The sequence below is a fragment of the Bacillus sp. FSL K6-3458 genome (genome assembly GCF_038005045.1).
In the GTDB taxonomy this organism is placed as follows: Bacteria; Bacillota; Bacilli; order Bacillales; family Bacillaceae; genus Bacillus; species Bacillus altitudinis.
Genome location: NZ_JBBOSI010000001.1, coordinates 68582 through 82632, shown reverse-complemented (window position 1 = coordinate 82632; position 14051 = coordinate 68582). Strand labels below are relative to the sequence as shown.

Genomic DNA, 14051 nt, shown 5'->3' with positions numbered 1-14051 from the left:
CTAGATGAAAGTAAAATGTACCGTATCATACGATGGGACACATTTTAAAGGGTATCAAGTGCAACCAGGACAGCGTACTGTACAAACGGAGATTGAATCTGCTCTTGCTAGAATGCATAAACAAGATGAACTGATTCCGATTGTGGCTTCTGGCCGGACAGACAGTGGCGTTCACGCAAAGGGGCAGGTCATCCATTTTGACACCCCGCTTGCCATCCCGATGGAAAGATGGCCTTTTGCCCTCAATAGTCTCCTGCCTGATGACATCAGGGTTCTAAAGGCTGAGGAAGTGGATGAATCGTTTCATGCACGTTTTAGTGTCGTTTCGAAGGAATACCGTTATAAGGTCTCAACGGAAACGCACCAAAATGTGTTCACGAGACAGTATGCCTGCCACTTTCCTTACCGGCTGGATGCAGACAAAATGAGAGAAGCTGCGGGGCACCTCATTGGCATACACGATTTCACAAGCTTTTGTGCGGCCAATACAGAGGTTCAGGACAAGGTGAGGGAGATTTATGCCCTTGAGTGGAAAAACGTCTCAGACGGGCTTGAAATGCGTGTGAGAGGGAATGGCTTTTTATACAACATGGTGCGAATTATCGCTGGAACGTTACTTGAAATTGGTTCTGGTAAATTTCACCCTGAGGAGATAAAAGCCATGCTTGCCGCCCGAAATCGCGAAGCGGCAGGCAAGACTGCGCCCAGTCACGGACTGTATTTATGGGAAGTTTTCTATGACAACTAAACCAGGTGTAACATGTTCTTGACACAGGAAGCAGAAAGTTATAAGATATCATATGGTATGTATTTCAACCCCACAAATAAGCCCCGGAAGACTTATCTGTGTTTTGAAATAGAACGTAGCATTTGATTCAGGAAAATTCATTGATTTATTTAGGAGGGAAACTCATGCGTACAACACCAATGGCGAACGCAAGCACAATTGAGCGCAAATGGCTAGTGGTTGATGCGGCAGGCAAGACTCTAGGTCGTCTTTCTACTGAAGTAGCATCACTTTTGCGCGGTAAGCACAAACCAACTTATACACCACACGTTGATACAGGTGATCACGTGATCATCATCAATGCTGAGAAAATCGAATTAACTGGTAAGAAATTGACGGACAAAATTTACTACCGTCATACGATGCACCCAGGTGGTTTGAAACAAAGAACTGCTCTTGAGATGCGTACAAACTACCCTGAAAAAATGTTGGAGCTTGCTATCAAAGGTATGCTTCCAAAGGGTCCACTAGGTCGTCAAATGTTCAAAAAATTAAATGTGTACCGTGGTTCTGAGCATCCACATCAAGCACAACAACCTGAAGTTTACGAACTTCGCGGTTAATTATAAGGGAGGTTAACAATTTGGCACAGGTTCAATATTACGGTACAGGTCGTCGTAAAAGTTCTGTAGCGCGCGTTCGCTTAGTTCCAGGTGAAGGCCGTATCGTCGTTAATAATCGTGAAATTACTGAATACATTCCATTCGCTGCTTTAATCGAAGACGTGAAACAGCCTTTGAACATCACAGAAACAGCTAACAGCTACGATGTTCTTGTAAATGTTCACGGTGGTGGATTCTCTGGTCAAGCTGGAGCAATTCGTCACGGTATCTCTCGTGCTCTTCTAGAAGTAGATCCTGAGTACCGTACACCACTTAAACGTGCTGGACTTCTTACTCGTGACTCTCGTATGAAAGAGCGTAAGAAATACGGTCTTAAAGGCGCACGTCGCGCACCTCAGTTCTCAAAACGTTAATCAATTTTATATTGTATGGACGTTTTACAAGGGTTTGTACAGACAAACCCTATATGAAAAGCATCAGCATCCTGCTGGTGCTTTTTTATTTGTGTTTTTTTCTGTCTGGAAACATATAAAATAGGATCATAGTCAGGTTTCTGTTTAAAAAATGATGTTAAAGGGGGATGGCATTTATGAATCTAACAACAGAAAGATGTCTCATTCGACCGTTTAATGAGGATGATTGGCAGGATGTCTATGCATATACATCTGATCCGGTGGTGATGAGGTATATGCCAGAAGGTGTTTTTTCTAGAGAAGAGGCGCAGGAATTTGTCAAAAATAATCGTCTTGAGACAGGCAAGAATTTTGCTGTTCTATTAAAAGAAGATCATACAGGCATTGGGCATATCGTGTTTCATCCTTACTTTGGTGAGCACACATATGAAATTGGCTGGGTCTTCAATTCTGCATATCAAAACAAAGGCTATGCATCAGAAGCTGCTTATGCTGTCCTACATCATGGTTTTCACACAATGAATTTACATCGAATTATTGCCACTTGTCAGCCTGAAAATGTGCCGTCATGGAGAGTGATGGAGAAAATGGGGATGAGAAGAGAGGGATATTTTAAAAAATGTATACCACAAGGAAATGAGTGGTGGGATGAGTTTTATTATGCCATCTTACGAGAGGAATGGAAAACTTGATAAGTTTTCATGATATGAAGTAATTCGTCATTCCAAATATCCCTTGGCTTTCGCTATTGATATAATCAGGTCAAATAAGCAGAAGAGGGGTGCGGGCATGAGGATCTTTGATGCACATTTTCATATCATTGATTTTGATTTTCCCATTCAAGAAAACCAAGGATATACACCACCGAGTTATGTGGTGAATGATTATAGGAGAGAGACGGCTGATTTAGGGATTGTAGGTGGAGCGATTGTATCAGGGTCATTTCAGGGCTTTGATCAAGGCTATTTGTTGAAAGCACTAGATGAAATGGGACCGGCTTTTTGCGGTGTGACTCAATTACCTTTTACCGCAGCCGATGATGAGATTGTTCAATTGAATCAACAAGGGGTAAAGGCTTTACGTTTTAATGTGAAGCGGGGCGGTTCGGAGGATATTTCAAAGCTCGACTATTTTGCGAGAAGGGTGTATGAGCTGGCTGGGTGGCATAGTGAGATTTACATAGACGCTAAGCATCTTCCTGACATCTCATCAACGCTTGAACAGCTGCCGGCCGTTTCCATTGATCATCTAGGCTTATCTGAAGAAGGTTTGCCGCATTTGCTCAAGCTGGTTGAAAAAGGTGTTCGTGTGAAAGCGACTGGCTTTGGGCGTGTTGATTTAAAGGTCGAACATGCATTGACGTCTATTTATCAAACGAATCCTGATGCACTGATGTTTGGTACAGATCTTCCATCTACAAGGGCGAAACGGCCATTTGAACACTTTGATATTGAATTGATTCAACAGATGTTTGATGAGGAAGCGGCGGATAAAATTTTATATGAGAACGCTATCAATTGGTATTTTGGAAAATGAATAAAGGTTTCCATTCCGTGATAGGAGGTGTGTTCATTGAATCTGAATCAATTGACATTTAGAGAAGCCGTCCAAGGAGACCTCGACAACATCGTTTTGATGCTTTCAGATGACAAATTAGGCCAAAAGAGAGAACGCTACTCTCGTCCATTAAGAGAAAGCTACCTCAGTGCCTTTCATTCGATCGAACAGGATCCCAATATTGAACTAATTGTCGCTTGTAATCGGGAAGAGGTAGTCGGTGTTCTCCAATTAACAATGACTCCATTTCTAACGTATCAAGGAGGATGGAGAGCTTCAATAGAAGGAGTTCGTACAGCCTCGACTCATAGAGGAAGAGGAATTGGCACATTGTTGATCAAACGGGCTATTCAACGCGCAAGTGACCGCGGGTGTCATATGATCAGCTGACAACTGACAAACAGAGGCCAGAAGCACGCCATTTTTATGAAAAATTAGGGTTTGAAGCCACGCATGATGGGATGAAGCTGCAGCTTGATTTCAAATAAAAAGCAGAAGGTGGCATCCCTCTGCTTTTTATGATTGTTTCACCGGAAACGCTTTGTATACATCTTGACGTTTATCTTTTGACTTCACAACTCCATCAACCAGTTCCTTTTGCCAAAGCGCTGTATCGTCTTTGTACTCTTTAAAAGAGTGAGGCAACTTTTTTTCTAGCTGTTTTCTTTTAAACGTGACGGATGGCTCGTCTTTAGCGTTCATCTTGAGCGTCACTTGCTCTACGTTATCGATAAGAATAAAAAGTGCTAATGCATTATATAAGTAGTTTTTTTCAATGGTATCCTTCTTATCAAACCAAAATGCATCAAATTGTTCTTCTGTATCATTGGTATTTTCTTTCACGCCGTATGTTACTTTTAGCGCTTTTTCATCTACGATTTCATATTCGCGAATCACGTTACCTGGAAGATCTGATAAAATAGCGCCGACTGCTCCGTTGTCTCCAATATAAGAATTTTTGTGTTTGGAGAGCTGTTTTAATGATATGTCTTCTATTCCTTTTATGTCGCTCTTCTGCTCTGTCGCTTGACTGCCGCATCCAGATAAGACGACTGTTAGTAGCAACAGGATATACATCCACTTCTTCATGAATTTTGCCCCTTTTCTATGCTTTCTATATATAAATGTTCATTTTATCACAATTTTCCAATCCGTTAGCGCATTGATTTCCATTTACTGAACTGCATGTTTTGTTCAAACCAACGAACAATACAAAGAAAAAAGGAGTTCAGTCCATGGCAGAAGTTCTTTCATTTTATCAATTGAAAACAAAACGAGATGTCACGCTTGAAAAGAAACTGTTGCGTACATTGTCTCTTCAACAGGTGACGGTCGCTTCCGAGAAATTCACGAGGAAGCTGTTCCCATTTGCAGATGATCCAGCTGGGATTATGAGTGATGGCTGTATTGATTTCGCCATTGAGGCTTTTTTAGCAGGTGGGAGATACGGTGAGTCGAGTAAGTATGGTGAATCCTTCGATGATATAAAAAAGCGGTCAGTTCATGAAGAAGATGAGCTGGTTGAGGAGCTAGCAGGGTGTTTGCAATCATGGGGGAATATGTTCCGAATGGAGCGTAAGATGTCGTGTCTGTATCCATTTGCGAAGGAATTTTTAAGTAAGTGGTGGCAGGAAGGCTTTCGGGAATCAGAAAAAAGGCATAAGCTTCGACTGCACTAAGCATATTTCCAGCCCTTGTCCCATATCTATAAAATAATGGTGTATGGGAGGGACAGGGATGAAAAGAAAGCTGAAATGGACAGGGTTTTTAATCGGGTTTATTGTCCTCTTATTCTTATTCAGATTTCAGTTTCTAAATGATGATTCGTGGAAATCGTGGAACTTGCCTTTGAGCGGCAAGATCATCTATTTAGATCCGGGTCACGGCGGTCCAGATGGCGGTGCTGTTGGCGGCGAGTTGCTCGAAAAAGAGATTGCACTGGATGTGTCCATGAAGATAAGAGACTATTTGCAGGAGCAGGGAGCGCTTGTTCTCATGACCCGGGAGGATGACTCTGATTTATCATCAAAGAATACAAAGGGTTATGCCCGAAAGAAAGCGGAGGATTTGAGAAACCGTGTGAAAGTCATCAATGAATCTGAAGCGGATCTCTATTTAAGCATTCATTTAAATGCGATCCCATCGAACAAATGGAGCGGGGCACAGACGTTCTTTTACGGAAAGTATGAAGAGAATGAAAAAGCAGCGAAGTTCATTCAAGATGAATTGCGCAACAACCTTGAAAACACAGATCGCAAGGCGAAGCGAATCAACGGGATTTATTTAATGCAAAATGTCACGAAGCCAGGAGCGCTTGTCGAAATCGGATTTTTATCGAATCCAAAAGAGGCTGGTCAGCTGGCGACTCCTAAATATCAGGATCAAATTGCTGCTTCGATTTATAAAGGCATTTTAAGATATTTAACAGAGCAAAAAGAGCCGCCTGAATAAGGGGCTTTTTCCTGTTTATCGCAGGCAAAGAGGACAGACATTGTAAGGATATGTATGATATACTTGGATTGTAAACGAATTCAATAAAGGGTGAGGTTCTGCTATGATCGGACAAGATGATGTGAGAAAACTAGTTGGGAAGATGGACGAACCTTTCCTTCATATACCGCTCGGTGAGCTGGATGCCATCAAGGAAATCAGCCTAAAACCTGAAAAAGAGCATGTGAGCTTAAAAGTGGCGATTGCCAAAACAGGCACTGCTGAGCAGATGAAGCTGCAGCAAGACATCGTACAAGCTTTAAAAGCAGCGGGCGCGAACACTGTAGGACTTCGTTTTGAAGAACTGCCTCAAGAAACGCTTGAAAGGTTTATGCCGTCACAAGATGAGGAAGAAAACCTGCTCAACTCTAAAAATCCGCCTGAGTTCTTAGCGATTGCGAGTGGAAAGGGCGGCGTTGGGAAATCAACTGTTTCCGTTAACCTGGCTGTGGCACTGGCTCGTCTAGGGAAAAAAGTGGGACTGATCGATGCTGATATTTACGGCTTTAGTGTACCGGATATGATGGGAATCACCGTCAGACCGACAGTTAAAGGGGAAAAGATTATTCCTGTGGAACGCTTTGGCGTCAAAGTGATTTCAATGGGCTTTTTTGTTGAAGAAAACGCACCGGTCATTTGGAGAGGACCGATGCTTGGTAAAATGTTAAATAACTTCTTCCACGAAGTAGAGTGGGGAGAATTAGATTACTTACTATTAGACCTTCCGCCTGGAACAGGTGATGTGGCACTTGATATTCATACGATGCTTCCGAGCTGTAAAGAAATCATTGTGACGACACCGCATCCAACAGCGGCTTTCGTTGCTGCTAGAGCAGGCGCAATGGCACTGCAAACAGATCACGAGGTGCTAGGGGTCGTTGAGAATATGAGTTACTATGAAAGCAAAAAAACAGGTGAGAAGGAATATGTCTTTGGAAAGGGCGGCGGGGACAAGCTGGCGGAGGAGCTGCGTGTATCAGTTCTTGGTCAAATCCCTTTAAGACAGCCTGATTGGAATGAGGACGATTTTGCACCTTCTGTCTATGATGCGAGTCATCCGACAGGGGAAGTGTATCAACACATTGCCAATAAAGTCATTGAACAATTAACAGTGAAAGCATAATGAAAGCCCGAGTGGACCTTGTGCCACTCGGGTGATGTTTAACTGCCGCTTCCTTGTGAACCGGAATCATTGCTGCTTTCAGAGACTGCTTTTTTTAGCTCATCTTCGAACTTCTTCTTATAGAGAGGGCTGCTCAATGTTTCTGTGATGACTTTCTCTAAGTGCTTTCTGAACTCTTTGCTTTTGACCAGTTCACCGTATTTCTTTTCCATTTCAGGATCCTTGAGAATATCCATCATCATTTGTTGATAGTCAGGGTCCTTCATCAATTGTTTTAACATCTTTTCATGCTGTTGCTGCATGGATTTTGCGAAAGTCTCGGCAAATTTAGAATCCTCAAAGACCTTCTTCCAGAACTCTTTGCCTTTATCAGAAGTCAGTGTTTTCTCTATTGTTTTTTTCACAGTTTGTTCATCCATTACCAAAGCTTCATTCATTGCCTCGTCATTTAATAACTGTTGAATGGCCTTTTTACCGTCATCTGTTTTCAAAATATCGACGACCATTTTTTTCGTTTCGTCATAGTCCATATTAGATGAGGATTGGGTTTTGGGAGCACAAGCTGTTAGAGATAAAAGAAGAAAACAGCTCATTATACGCAAGATGCCTTTTGACATACTGTGGCTCCTTTCGTTACATGTCTTACTTTTAATATGAATGTTTCACATGAATTTATACATAACAAAAATAGGGGTTGGGTCATTTCAATGAAAAGTCGGGATTTAGTTCGTTTTTTCTTCTCTGTGCTGGCTGTTGGAGCGGTCATTACAAGCGTGGTAGGTTTTGCGCTGGAGTGGGGGAAATATCAGAAGCTGTTTGTATCGTTTGAGATTTTAGAGATTGCGTCTGTGTTATTTTGGTTTATTGGTGTGGGGATGATCTTTAGTGTAATCAGTCAGATGGGGTTTGTTGTCTTTTTGACAGTGCACCGGTTTGCGCTGGAGATTTTCAGGTCGCATTCTTTATGGAATACCATTCAGTTATTCCTTGTGATTTTCGTGCTGTTTGATTTAGCTTATTTGCGATTTTTGTTTTTCGGGGAGAATGAATCATTTCTTCCATACTTGTGGCTGCCTGTTTTTATCGGTGTGTTTGCATTGATCGTGTCTTATTTTAAACAGCAGCAGTCCTCTAAGAAAACATTTATTTCTGCAATGTTTCTCATGGTCGTCATCACGTCGTTAGAATGGTTTCCGGCGCTTAGAGTCAATGAAGAGGACTGGCTATATTTAATGCTATTCCCGCTATTAGGTTGTAATGCGTTTCAGTTATTAGCTATGCCGCGGTTTTCAAAAGCAAAAGCTACTTAACCTCAGTTGACTTTGTTTTTGTATTAGAGATAAGCTCGCCAACCGTGACGTTTCTTAAATTCTTGTCTTTTAAGTGTTTTAAAATGGCTGGTAAGGCTTGAGCGGTTTGGGTGGCTGAATCTGAGGCGTGAAGGAGAATGATGTCTCCGCTTTTCATTCGATCATTTACATTATGAACAATCTGGTCGACGCCCGGGTTCAGCCAATCTTGAGAATTGATGCTGTAATGGACAACGGTATAGCCATACTGTGTTGCAATTTTCAATACCGTTTCATTAAATTGCCCAGTTGGCGGTCTTAATAATTGAATGTCTTCCAGTCCAAGCTTTTGGAATGTATTTTGTGCACGGACAAGATCTCGCTTAATTTCGTTTTCTTCAAGCTGGCTATAATTTTTATATGCATAGCCAAGGCTGCCGATTTGATGGCCGTCCTCTTTAATCCTTTTCACAATATCCGGGTGACGCTCAGCCCAAGAAGCAGACAGAAAGAAAGTGGCGTTCTTTATATCGTACTCTCGGAGGACATTTAAAATAGGAACAGCCTTCTCGTCTCCCCAGCCAATATTAAACGTAAGGGATGCGTGTTTTGATGAGGTCTCTCCTTTATAAATTGCTCGGGGTCCTTGTTCTGTTTTAAATACCGACAGCGGCGGTGCCTTTTGTACATAAAAAAAGGTTGCAGCTGCAAGGGCTGCTACAAGAATAATGACTACTTGCTTCAGCCGTTTAATAGGCAACACATATAATCGACTCAATTCAAACACTCCTGCCTTGTCCAAGATTGTTACTTGATTGTATGCAGGACAAGGGTTTAACATGCACGATAAAACTATTTTAAAAAAAGTTATGAAAAGGCGTTGACCAACAGAATGTTTTCGTGATATATTATTAATCGTCGCTGACACACAGTGACAAACACAAACGCTTCGGGAAATAAACTTGAAAAAAGTTGTTGACATAAGATGAAGCGAAATGTTATATTATTAAAGCCGCTAAGAACGGCGAAGATGATCTTTGAAAACTAAACAAGACAAAACGTACCTGTTAATTCGAGTTTTTATAAAAAAATCCTATGATACATCATAGGTAGTCAGTCAAACTGGCGAAAAGCAAAACTTCGGTTTTGTACTTTTTCGGAGAGTTTGATCCTGGCTCAGGACGAACGCTGGCGGCGTGCCTAATACATGCAAGTCGAGCGGACAGAAGGGAGCTTGCTCCCGGATGTTAGCGGCGGACGGGTGAGTAACACGTGGGTAACCTGCCTGTAAGACTGGGATAACTCCGGGAAACCGGAGCTAATACCGGATAGTTCCTTGAACCGCATGGTTCAAGGATGAAAGACGGTTTCGGCTGTCACTTACAGATGGACCCGCGGCGCATTAGCTAGTTGGTGAGGTAACGGCTCACCAAGGCGACGATGCGTAGCCGACCTGAGAGGGTGATCGGCCACACTGGGACTGAGACACGGCCCAGACTCCTACGGGAGGCAGCAGTAGGGAATCTTCCGCAATGGACGAAAGTCTGACGGAGCAACGCCGCGTGAGTGATGAAGGTTTTCGGATCGTAAAGCTCTGTTGTTAGGGAAGAACAAGTGCAAGAGTAACTGCTTGCACCTTGACGGTACCTAACCAGAAAGCCACGGCTAACTACGTGCCAGCAGCCGCGGTAATACGTAGGTGGCAAGCGTTGTCCGGAATTATTGGGCGTAAAGGGCTCGCAGGCGGTTTCTTAAGTCTGATGTGAAAGCCCCCGGCTCAACCGGGGAGGGTCATTGGAAACTGGGAAACTTGAGTGCAGAAGAGGAGAGTGGAATTCCACGTGTAGCGGTGAAATGCGTAGAGATGTGGAGGAACACCAGTGGCGAAGGCGACTCTCTGGTCTGTAACTGACGCTGAGGAGCGAAAGCGTGGGGAGCGAACAGGATTAGATACCCTGGTAGTCCACGCCGTAAACGATGAGTGCTAAGTGTTAGGGGGTTTCCGCCCCTTAGTGCTGCAGCTAACGCATTAAGCACTCCGCCTGGGGAGTACGGTCGCAAGACTGAAACTCAAAGGAATTGACGGGGGCCCGCACAAGCGGTGGAGCATGTGGTTTAATTCGAAGCAACGCGAAGAACCTTACCAGGTCTTGACATCCTCTGACAACCCTAGAGATAGGGCTTTCCCTTCGGGGACAGAGTGACAGGTGGTGCATGGTTGTCGTCAGCTCGTGTCGTGAGATGTTGGGTTAAGTCCCGCAACGAGCGCAACCCTTGATCTTAGTTGCCAGCATTCAGTTGGGCACTCTAAGGTGACTGCCGGTGACAAACCGGAGGAAGGTGGGGATGACGTCAAATCATCATGCCCCTTATGACCTGGGCTACACACGTGCTACAATGGACAGAACAAAGGGCTGCGAGACCGCAAGGTTTAGCCAATCCCACAAATCTGTTCTCAGTTCGGATCGCAGTCTGCAACTCGACTGCGTGAAGCTGGAATCGCTAGTAATCGCGGATCAGCATGCCGCGGTGAATACGTTCCCGGGCCTTGTACACACCGCCCGTCACACCACGAGAGTTTGCAACACCCGAAGTCGGTGAGGTAACCTTTATGGAGCCAGCCGCCGAAGGTGGGGCAGATGATTGGGGTGAAGTCGTAACAAGGTAGCCGTATCGGAAGGTGCGGCTGGATCACCTCCTTTCTAAGGATATATGGAGCAGCGTACGTTTTTCGTCTTGTTTAGTTTTGAAGGATCATTCCTTCAAAACATGTCTCTAGCGAGACAGGATTGTTCTTTGAAAACTAGATAACAATAAGTAATACATTCACATTGAATGCAATGCAAAGTTCATCACACATAGTGATTCTTTCTAAAGTAAGAAATGGTTAAGTTAGAAAGGGCGCACGGTGGATGCCTTGGCACTAGGAGCCGATGAAGGACGGGACGAACACCGATATGCTTCGGGGAGCTGTAAGCAAGCTTTGATCCGGAGATTTCCGAATGGGGAAACCCACTGCTCGTAATGGAGTAGTATCCATACTTGAATACATAGAGTATGAGAAGGCATACCCGGGGAACTGAAACATCTAAGTACCCGGAGGAAGAGAAAGCAAATGCGATTCCCTGAGTAGCGGCGAGCGAAACGGGAACAGCCCAAACCAAGAGGCTTGCCTCTTGGGGTTGTAGGACACTCTATACGGAGTTACAAAGGAACGATATAAGCGAAGAGGTCTGGAAAGGCCCGCCAAAGAAGGTAACAGCCCTGTAACTGAAATGTTGTTCTCTCCAGAGTGGATCCTGAGTACGGCGGAACACGTGAAATTCCGTCGGAATCCGGGAGGACCATCTCCCAAGGCTAAATACTCCCTAGTGACCGATAGTGAACCAGTACCGTGAGGGAAAGGTGAAAAGCACCCCGGAAGGGGAGTGAAATAGATCCTGAAACCGTGTGCCTACAAGTAGTCAGAGCCCGTTAACGGGTGATGGCGTGCCTTTTGTAGAATGAACCGGCGAGTTACGATCCCGTGCAAGGTTAAGCAGAAGATGCGGAGCCGCAGCGAAAGCGAGTCTGAATAGGGCGCATGAGTACGTGGTCGTAGACCCGAAACCAGGTGATCTACCCATGTCCAGGGTGAAGTTCAGGTAACACTGAATGGAGGCCCGAACCCACGCACGTTGAAAAGTGCGGGGATGAGGTGTGGGTAGGGGTGAAATGCCAATCGAACCTGGAGATAGCTGGTTCTCTCCGAAATAGCTTTAGGGCTAGCCTCAAGGTAAGAGTCTCGGAGGTAGAGCACTGATTGGACTAGGGGCCCCTACCGGGTTACCGAATTCAGTCAAACTCCGAATGCCGATGACTTATCCTTGGGAGTCAGACTGCGAGTGATAAGATCCGTAGTCGAAAGGGAAACAGCCCAGACCGCCAGCTAAGGTCCCAAAGTATACGTTAAGTGGAAAAGGATGTGGAGTTGCTTAGACAACCAGGATGTTGGCTTAGAAGCAGCCACCATTTAAAGAGTGCGTAATAGCTCACTGGTCGAGTGACTCTGCGCCGAAAATGTACCGGGGCTAAACGTATCACCGAAGCTGCGGACTGTTCTTACGAACAGTGGTAGGAGAGCGTTCTAAGTGCAGTGAAGTCAGACCGGAAGGACTGGTGGAGCGCTTAGAAGTGAGAATGCCGGTATGAGTAGCGAAAGACGGGTGAGAATCCCGTCCACCGAATGCCTAAGGTTTCCTGAGGAAGGCTCGTCCGCTCAGGGTTAGTCGGGACCTAAGCCGAGGCCGAAAGGCGTAGGCGATGGACAACAGGTTGATATTCCTGTACCACCTCCTCACCATTTGAGCAATGGGGGGACGCAGGAGGATAGGGTAAGCGCGGTATTGGATATCCGCGTCCAAGCAGTTAGGCTGGGAAATAGGCAAATCCGTTTCCCGTGAAGGCTGAGCTGTGATGGCGAGCGAAATTTAGTAGCGAAGTTCCTGATTCCACACTGCCAAGAAAAGCCTCTAGCGAGGTGAGAGGTGCCCGTACCGCAAACCGACACAGGTAGGCGAGGAGAGAATCCTAAGGTGATCGAGAGAACTCTCGTTAAGGAACTCGGCAAAATGACCCCGTAACTTCGGGAGAAGGGGTGCTTCTTAGGGTGTTAAAGCCCCGAGAAGCCGCAGTGAATAGGCCCAGGCGACTGTTTAGCAAAAACACAGGTCTCTGCGAAGCCGTAAGGCGAAGTATAGGGGCTGACGCCTGCCCGGTGCTGGAAGGTTAAGAGGAGCGCTTAGCGTAAGCGAAGGTGCGAATTGAAGCCCCAGTAAACGGCGGCCGTAACTATAACGGTCCTAAGGTAGCGAAATTCCTTGTCGGGTAAGTTCCGACCCGCACGAAAGGCGCAACGATCTGGGCACTGTCTCAACGAGAGACTCGGTGAAATTATAGTACCTGTGAAGATGCAGGTTACCCGCGACAGGACGGAAAGACCCCGTGGAGCTTTACTGCAGCCTGATATTGAATGTTGGTACAGCTTGTACAGGATAGGTAGGAGCCTTGGAAACCGGAGCGCTAGCTTCGGTGGAGGCATCGGTGGGATACTACCCTGGCTGTATTGACCTTCTAACCCGCTGCCCTTATCGGGCAGGGAGACAGTGTCAGGTGGGCAGTTTGACTGGGGCGGTCGCCTCCTAAAATGTAACGGAGGCGCCCAAAGGTTCCCTCAGAATGGTTGGAAATCATTCGCAGAGTGTAAAGGCACAAGGGAGCTTGACTGCGAGACCTACAAGTCGAGCAGGGACGAAAGTCGGGCTTAGTGATCCGGTGGTTCCGCATGGAAGGGCCATCGCTCAACGGATAAAAGCTACCCCGGGGATAACAGGCTTATCTCCCCCAAGAGTCCACATCGACGGGGAGGTTTGGCACCTCGATGTCGGCTCATCGCATCCTGGGGCTGTAGTCGGTCCCAAGGGTTGGGCTGTTCGCCCATTAAAGCGGTACGCGAGCTGGGTTCAGAACGTCGTGAGACAGTTCGGTCCCTATCCGTCGCGGGCGCAGGAAATTTGAGAGGAGCTGTCCTTAGTACGAGAGGACCGGGATGGACGCACCGCTGGTGTACCAGTTGTTCTGCCAAGGGCATCGCTGGGTAGCTATGTGCGGACGGGATAAGTGCTGAAAGCATCTAAGCATGAAGCCCCCCTCAAGATGAGATTTCCCATTCCGCAAGGAAGTAAGATCCCTGAAAGATGATCAGGTTGATAGGTCTGAGGTGGAAGCGTGGTGACACGTGGAGCTGACAGATACTAATAGATCGAGGACTTAACCTATATTCTAATGTGA

12 protein-coding genes, 2 rRNA genes and 1 pseudogene are annotated in these 14051 nt (G+C 45.5%); 12 read left to right on the top strand and 3 right to left on the bottom strand.

Annotated features, from left to right (window positions below):
* Nucleotides 1–4 precede the first annotated feature (4 nt).
* The 6 genes and pseudogenes from truA (at nt 5) to MHH23_RS00450 (ending at nt 3808) form a co-directional block, all read left to right on the top strand.
* Nucleotides 5–748, top strand: a complete 744-nt coding sequence (gene truA, locus MHH23_RS00475) for a tRNA pseudouridine(38-40) synthase TruA (RefSeq protein WP_110487780.1) — start codon at nt 5–7, stop codon at nt 746–748.
* 164 nt (nt 749–912) lie between these two features.
* A complete protein-coding gene (rplM, locus tag MHH23_RS00470) occupies nt 913–1350 on the top strand; it encodes a 50S ribosomal protein L13 (RefSeq protein ID WP_003217042.1) in 438 nt (145 codons plus the stop codon).
* A gap of 20 nt (nt 1351–1370) precedes the next feature.
* The gene (rpsI, locus tag MHH23_RS00465; RefSeq protein ID WP_007496354.1) at nt 1371–1763 is read left to right on the top strand and encodes a 30S ribosomal protein S9; all 393 of its coding nucleotides are present in this window, start codon (nt 1371–1373) and stop codon (nt 1761–1763) included.
* Nucleotides 1764–1939: 176 nt separating this feature from the next.
* The gene (locus MHH23_RS00460; protein WP_268431984.1) at nt 1940–2455 is read left to right on the top strand and encodes a GNAT family N-acetyltransferase; all 516 of its coding nucleotides are present in this window, start codon (nt 1940–1942) and stop codon (nt 2453–2455) included.
* Between the two features lie 97 nt (nt 2456–2552).
* Entirely contained in the window at nt 2553–3299 is a 747-nt protein-coding gene (locus MHH23_RS00455; RefSeq protein WP_340958709.1) for an amidohydrolase family protein, read from the top strand.
* A gap of 36 nt (nt 3300–3335) precedes the next feature.
* A pseudogene (locus MHH23_RS00450) lies at nt 3336–3808 on the top strand (GNAT family N-acetyltransferase).
* 28 nt (nt 3809–3836) lie between these two features.
* On the opposite strand, the gene MHH23_RS00445 reads toward MHH23_RS00450, so the two are convergent.
* Nucleotides 3837–4409 (bottom strand): DUF4825 domain-containing protein, encoded by a 573-nt coding sequence (locus tag MHH23_RS00445; protein ID WP_268418550.1) that lies wholly within the window; start codon nt 4407–4409, stop codon nt 3837–3839.
* A gap of 146 nt (nt 4410–4555) precedes the next feature.
* Between MHH23_RS00445 and MHH23_RS00440 the strand changes: the two genes are divergently transcribed.
* The 3 genes from MHH23_RS00440 (at nt 4556) to MHH23_RS00430 (ending at nt 6933) form a co-directional block, all read left to right on the top strand.
* On the top strand, nt 4556–4999 hold the full coding sequence (locus MHH23_RS00440) for a YbaK family protein (protein ID WP_035389125.1): 444 nt from the start codon (nt 4556–4558) through the stop codon (nt 4997–4999).
* A 58-nt stretch (nt 5000–5057) separates the two neighbouring features.
* Nucleotides 5058–5771: an N-acetylmuramoyl-L-alanine amidase CwlD gene (gene cwlD / locus MHH23_RS00435; protein WP_017359175.1), complete on the top strand. Its 714-nt coding sequence runs from the start codon at nt 5058–5060 to the stop codon at nt 5769–5771.
* Nucleotides 5772–5874: 103 nt separating this feature from the next.
* Nucleotides 5875–6933 carry an Mrp/NBP35 family ATP-binding protein gene (locus MHH23_RS00430; RefSeq protein WP_340958705.1) on the top strand — a complete coding sequence of 353 codons (1059 nt, stop codon included), beginning with the start codon at nt 5875–5877 and terminating at the stop codon, nt 6931–6933.
* A gap of 38 nt (nt 6934–6971) precedes the next feature.
* On the opposite strand, the gene gerD is transcribed toward MHH23_RS00430, so the two are convergent.
* On the bottom strand, nt 6972–7550 hold the full coding sequence (gene gerD, locus MHH23_RS00425) for a spore germination lipoprotein GerD (RefSeq protein WP_007496366.1): 579 nt from the start codon (nt 7548–7550) through the stop codon (nt 6972–6974).
* 90 nt (nt 7551–7640) lie between these two features.
* On the opposite strand from gerD, the gene MHH23_RS00420 reads away from it, so the two are divergent.
* Entirely contained in the window at nt 7641–8243 is a 603-nt protein-coding gene (locus tag MHH23_RS00420) for a KinB-signaling pathway activation protein (protein ID WP_008345196.1), read from the top strand.
* Here MHH23_RS00420 and pdaB read toward each other — a convergent pair.
* Nucleotides 8236–9000 (bottom strand): polysaccharide deacetylase family sporulation protein PdaB, encoded by a 765-nt coding sequence (gene pdaB, locus MHH23_RS00415; protein WP_017366469.1) that lies wholly within the window; start codon nt 8998–9000, stop codon nt 8236–8238. The two genes, MHH23_RS00420 and pdaB, sit on opposite strands and share 8 nt — an antisense overlap.
* Nucleotides 9001–9375: 375 nt before the next feature.
* On the opposite strand from pdaB, the gene MHH23_RS00410 reads away from it, so the two are divergent.
* Nucleotides 9376–10924, top strand: a 16S ribosomal RNA gene (locus MHH23_RS00410).
* Between the two features lie 183 nt (nt 10925–11107).
* A 23S ribosomal RNA gene (locus tag MHH23_RS00405) occupies nt 11108–14038 on the top strand.
* Together the 16S and 23S rRNA genes form the textbook arrangement of a ribosomal RNA operon.
* Nucleotides 14039–14051: the final 13 nt, after the last annotated feature.

Excerpts from the sequence above, each read along its gene's own strand:
- truA (WP_110487780.1), top strand. The coding sequence starts at position 5 with ATGAAAGTAAAATGTACCGTATCATACGATGGGACACATTTTAAAGGG.
- rplM (WP_003217042.1), top strand. The coding sequence starts at position 913 with ATGCGTACAACACCAATGGCGAACGCAAGCACAATTGAGCGCAAATGG.
- MHH23_RS00460 (WP_268431984.1), top strand. The coding sequence starts at position 1,940 with ATGAATCTAACAACAGAAAGATGTCTCATTCGACCGTTTAATGAGGAT.
- MHH23_RS00455 (WP_340958709.1), top strand. The coding sequence starts at position 2,553 with ATGAGGATCTTTGATGCACATTTTCATATCATTGATTTTGATTTTCCC.
- MHH23_RS00445 (WP_268418550.1), bottom strand. The coding sequence starts at position 4,409 with ATGAAGAAGTGGATGTATATCCTGTTGCTACTAACAGTCGTCTTATCT.
- MHH23_RS00440 (WP_035389125.1), top strand. The coding sequence starts at position 4,556 with ATGGCAGAAGTTCTTTCATTTTATCAATTGAAAACAAAACGAGATGTC.
- cwlD (WP_017359175.1), top strand. The coding sequence starts at position 5,058 with ATGAAAAGAAAGCTGAAATGGACAGGGTTTTTAATCGGGTTTATTGTC.
- MHH23_RS00430 (WP_340958705.1), top strand. The coding sequence starts at position 5,875 with ATGATCGGACAAGATGATGTGAGAAAACTAGTTGGGAAGATGGACGAA.
- gerD (WP_007496366.1), bottom strand. The coding sequence starts at position 7,550 with ATGTCAAAAGGCATCTTGCGTATAATGAGCTGTTTTCTTCTTTTATCT.
- MHH23_RS00420 (WP_008345196.1), top strand. The coding sequence starts at position 7,641 with ATGAAAAGTCGGGATTTAGTTCGTTTTTTCTTCTCTGTGCTGGCTGTT.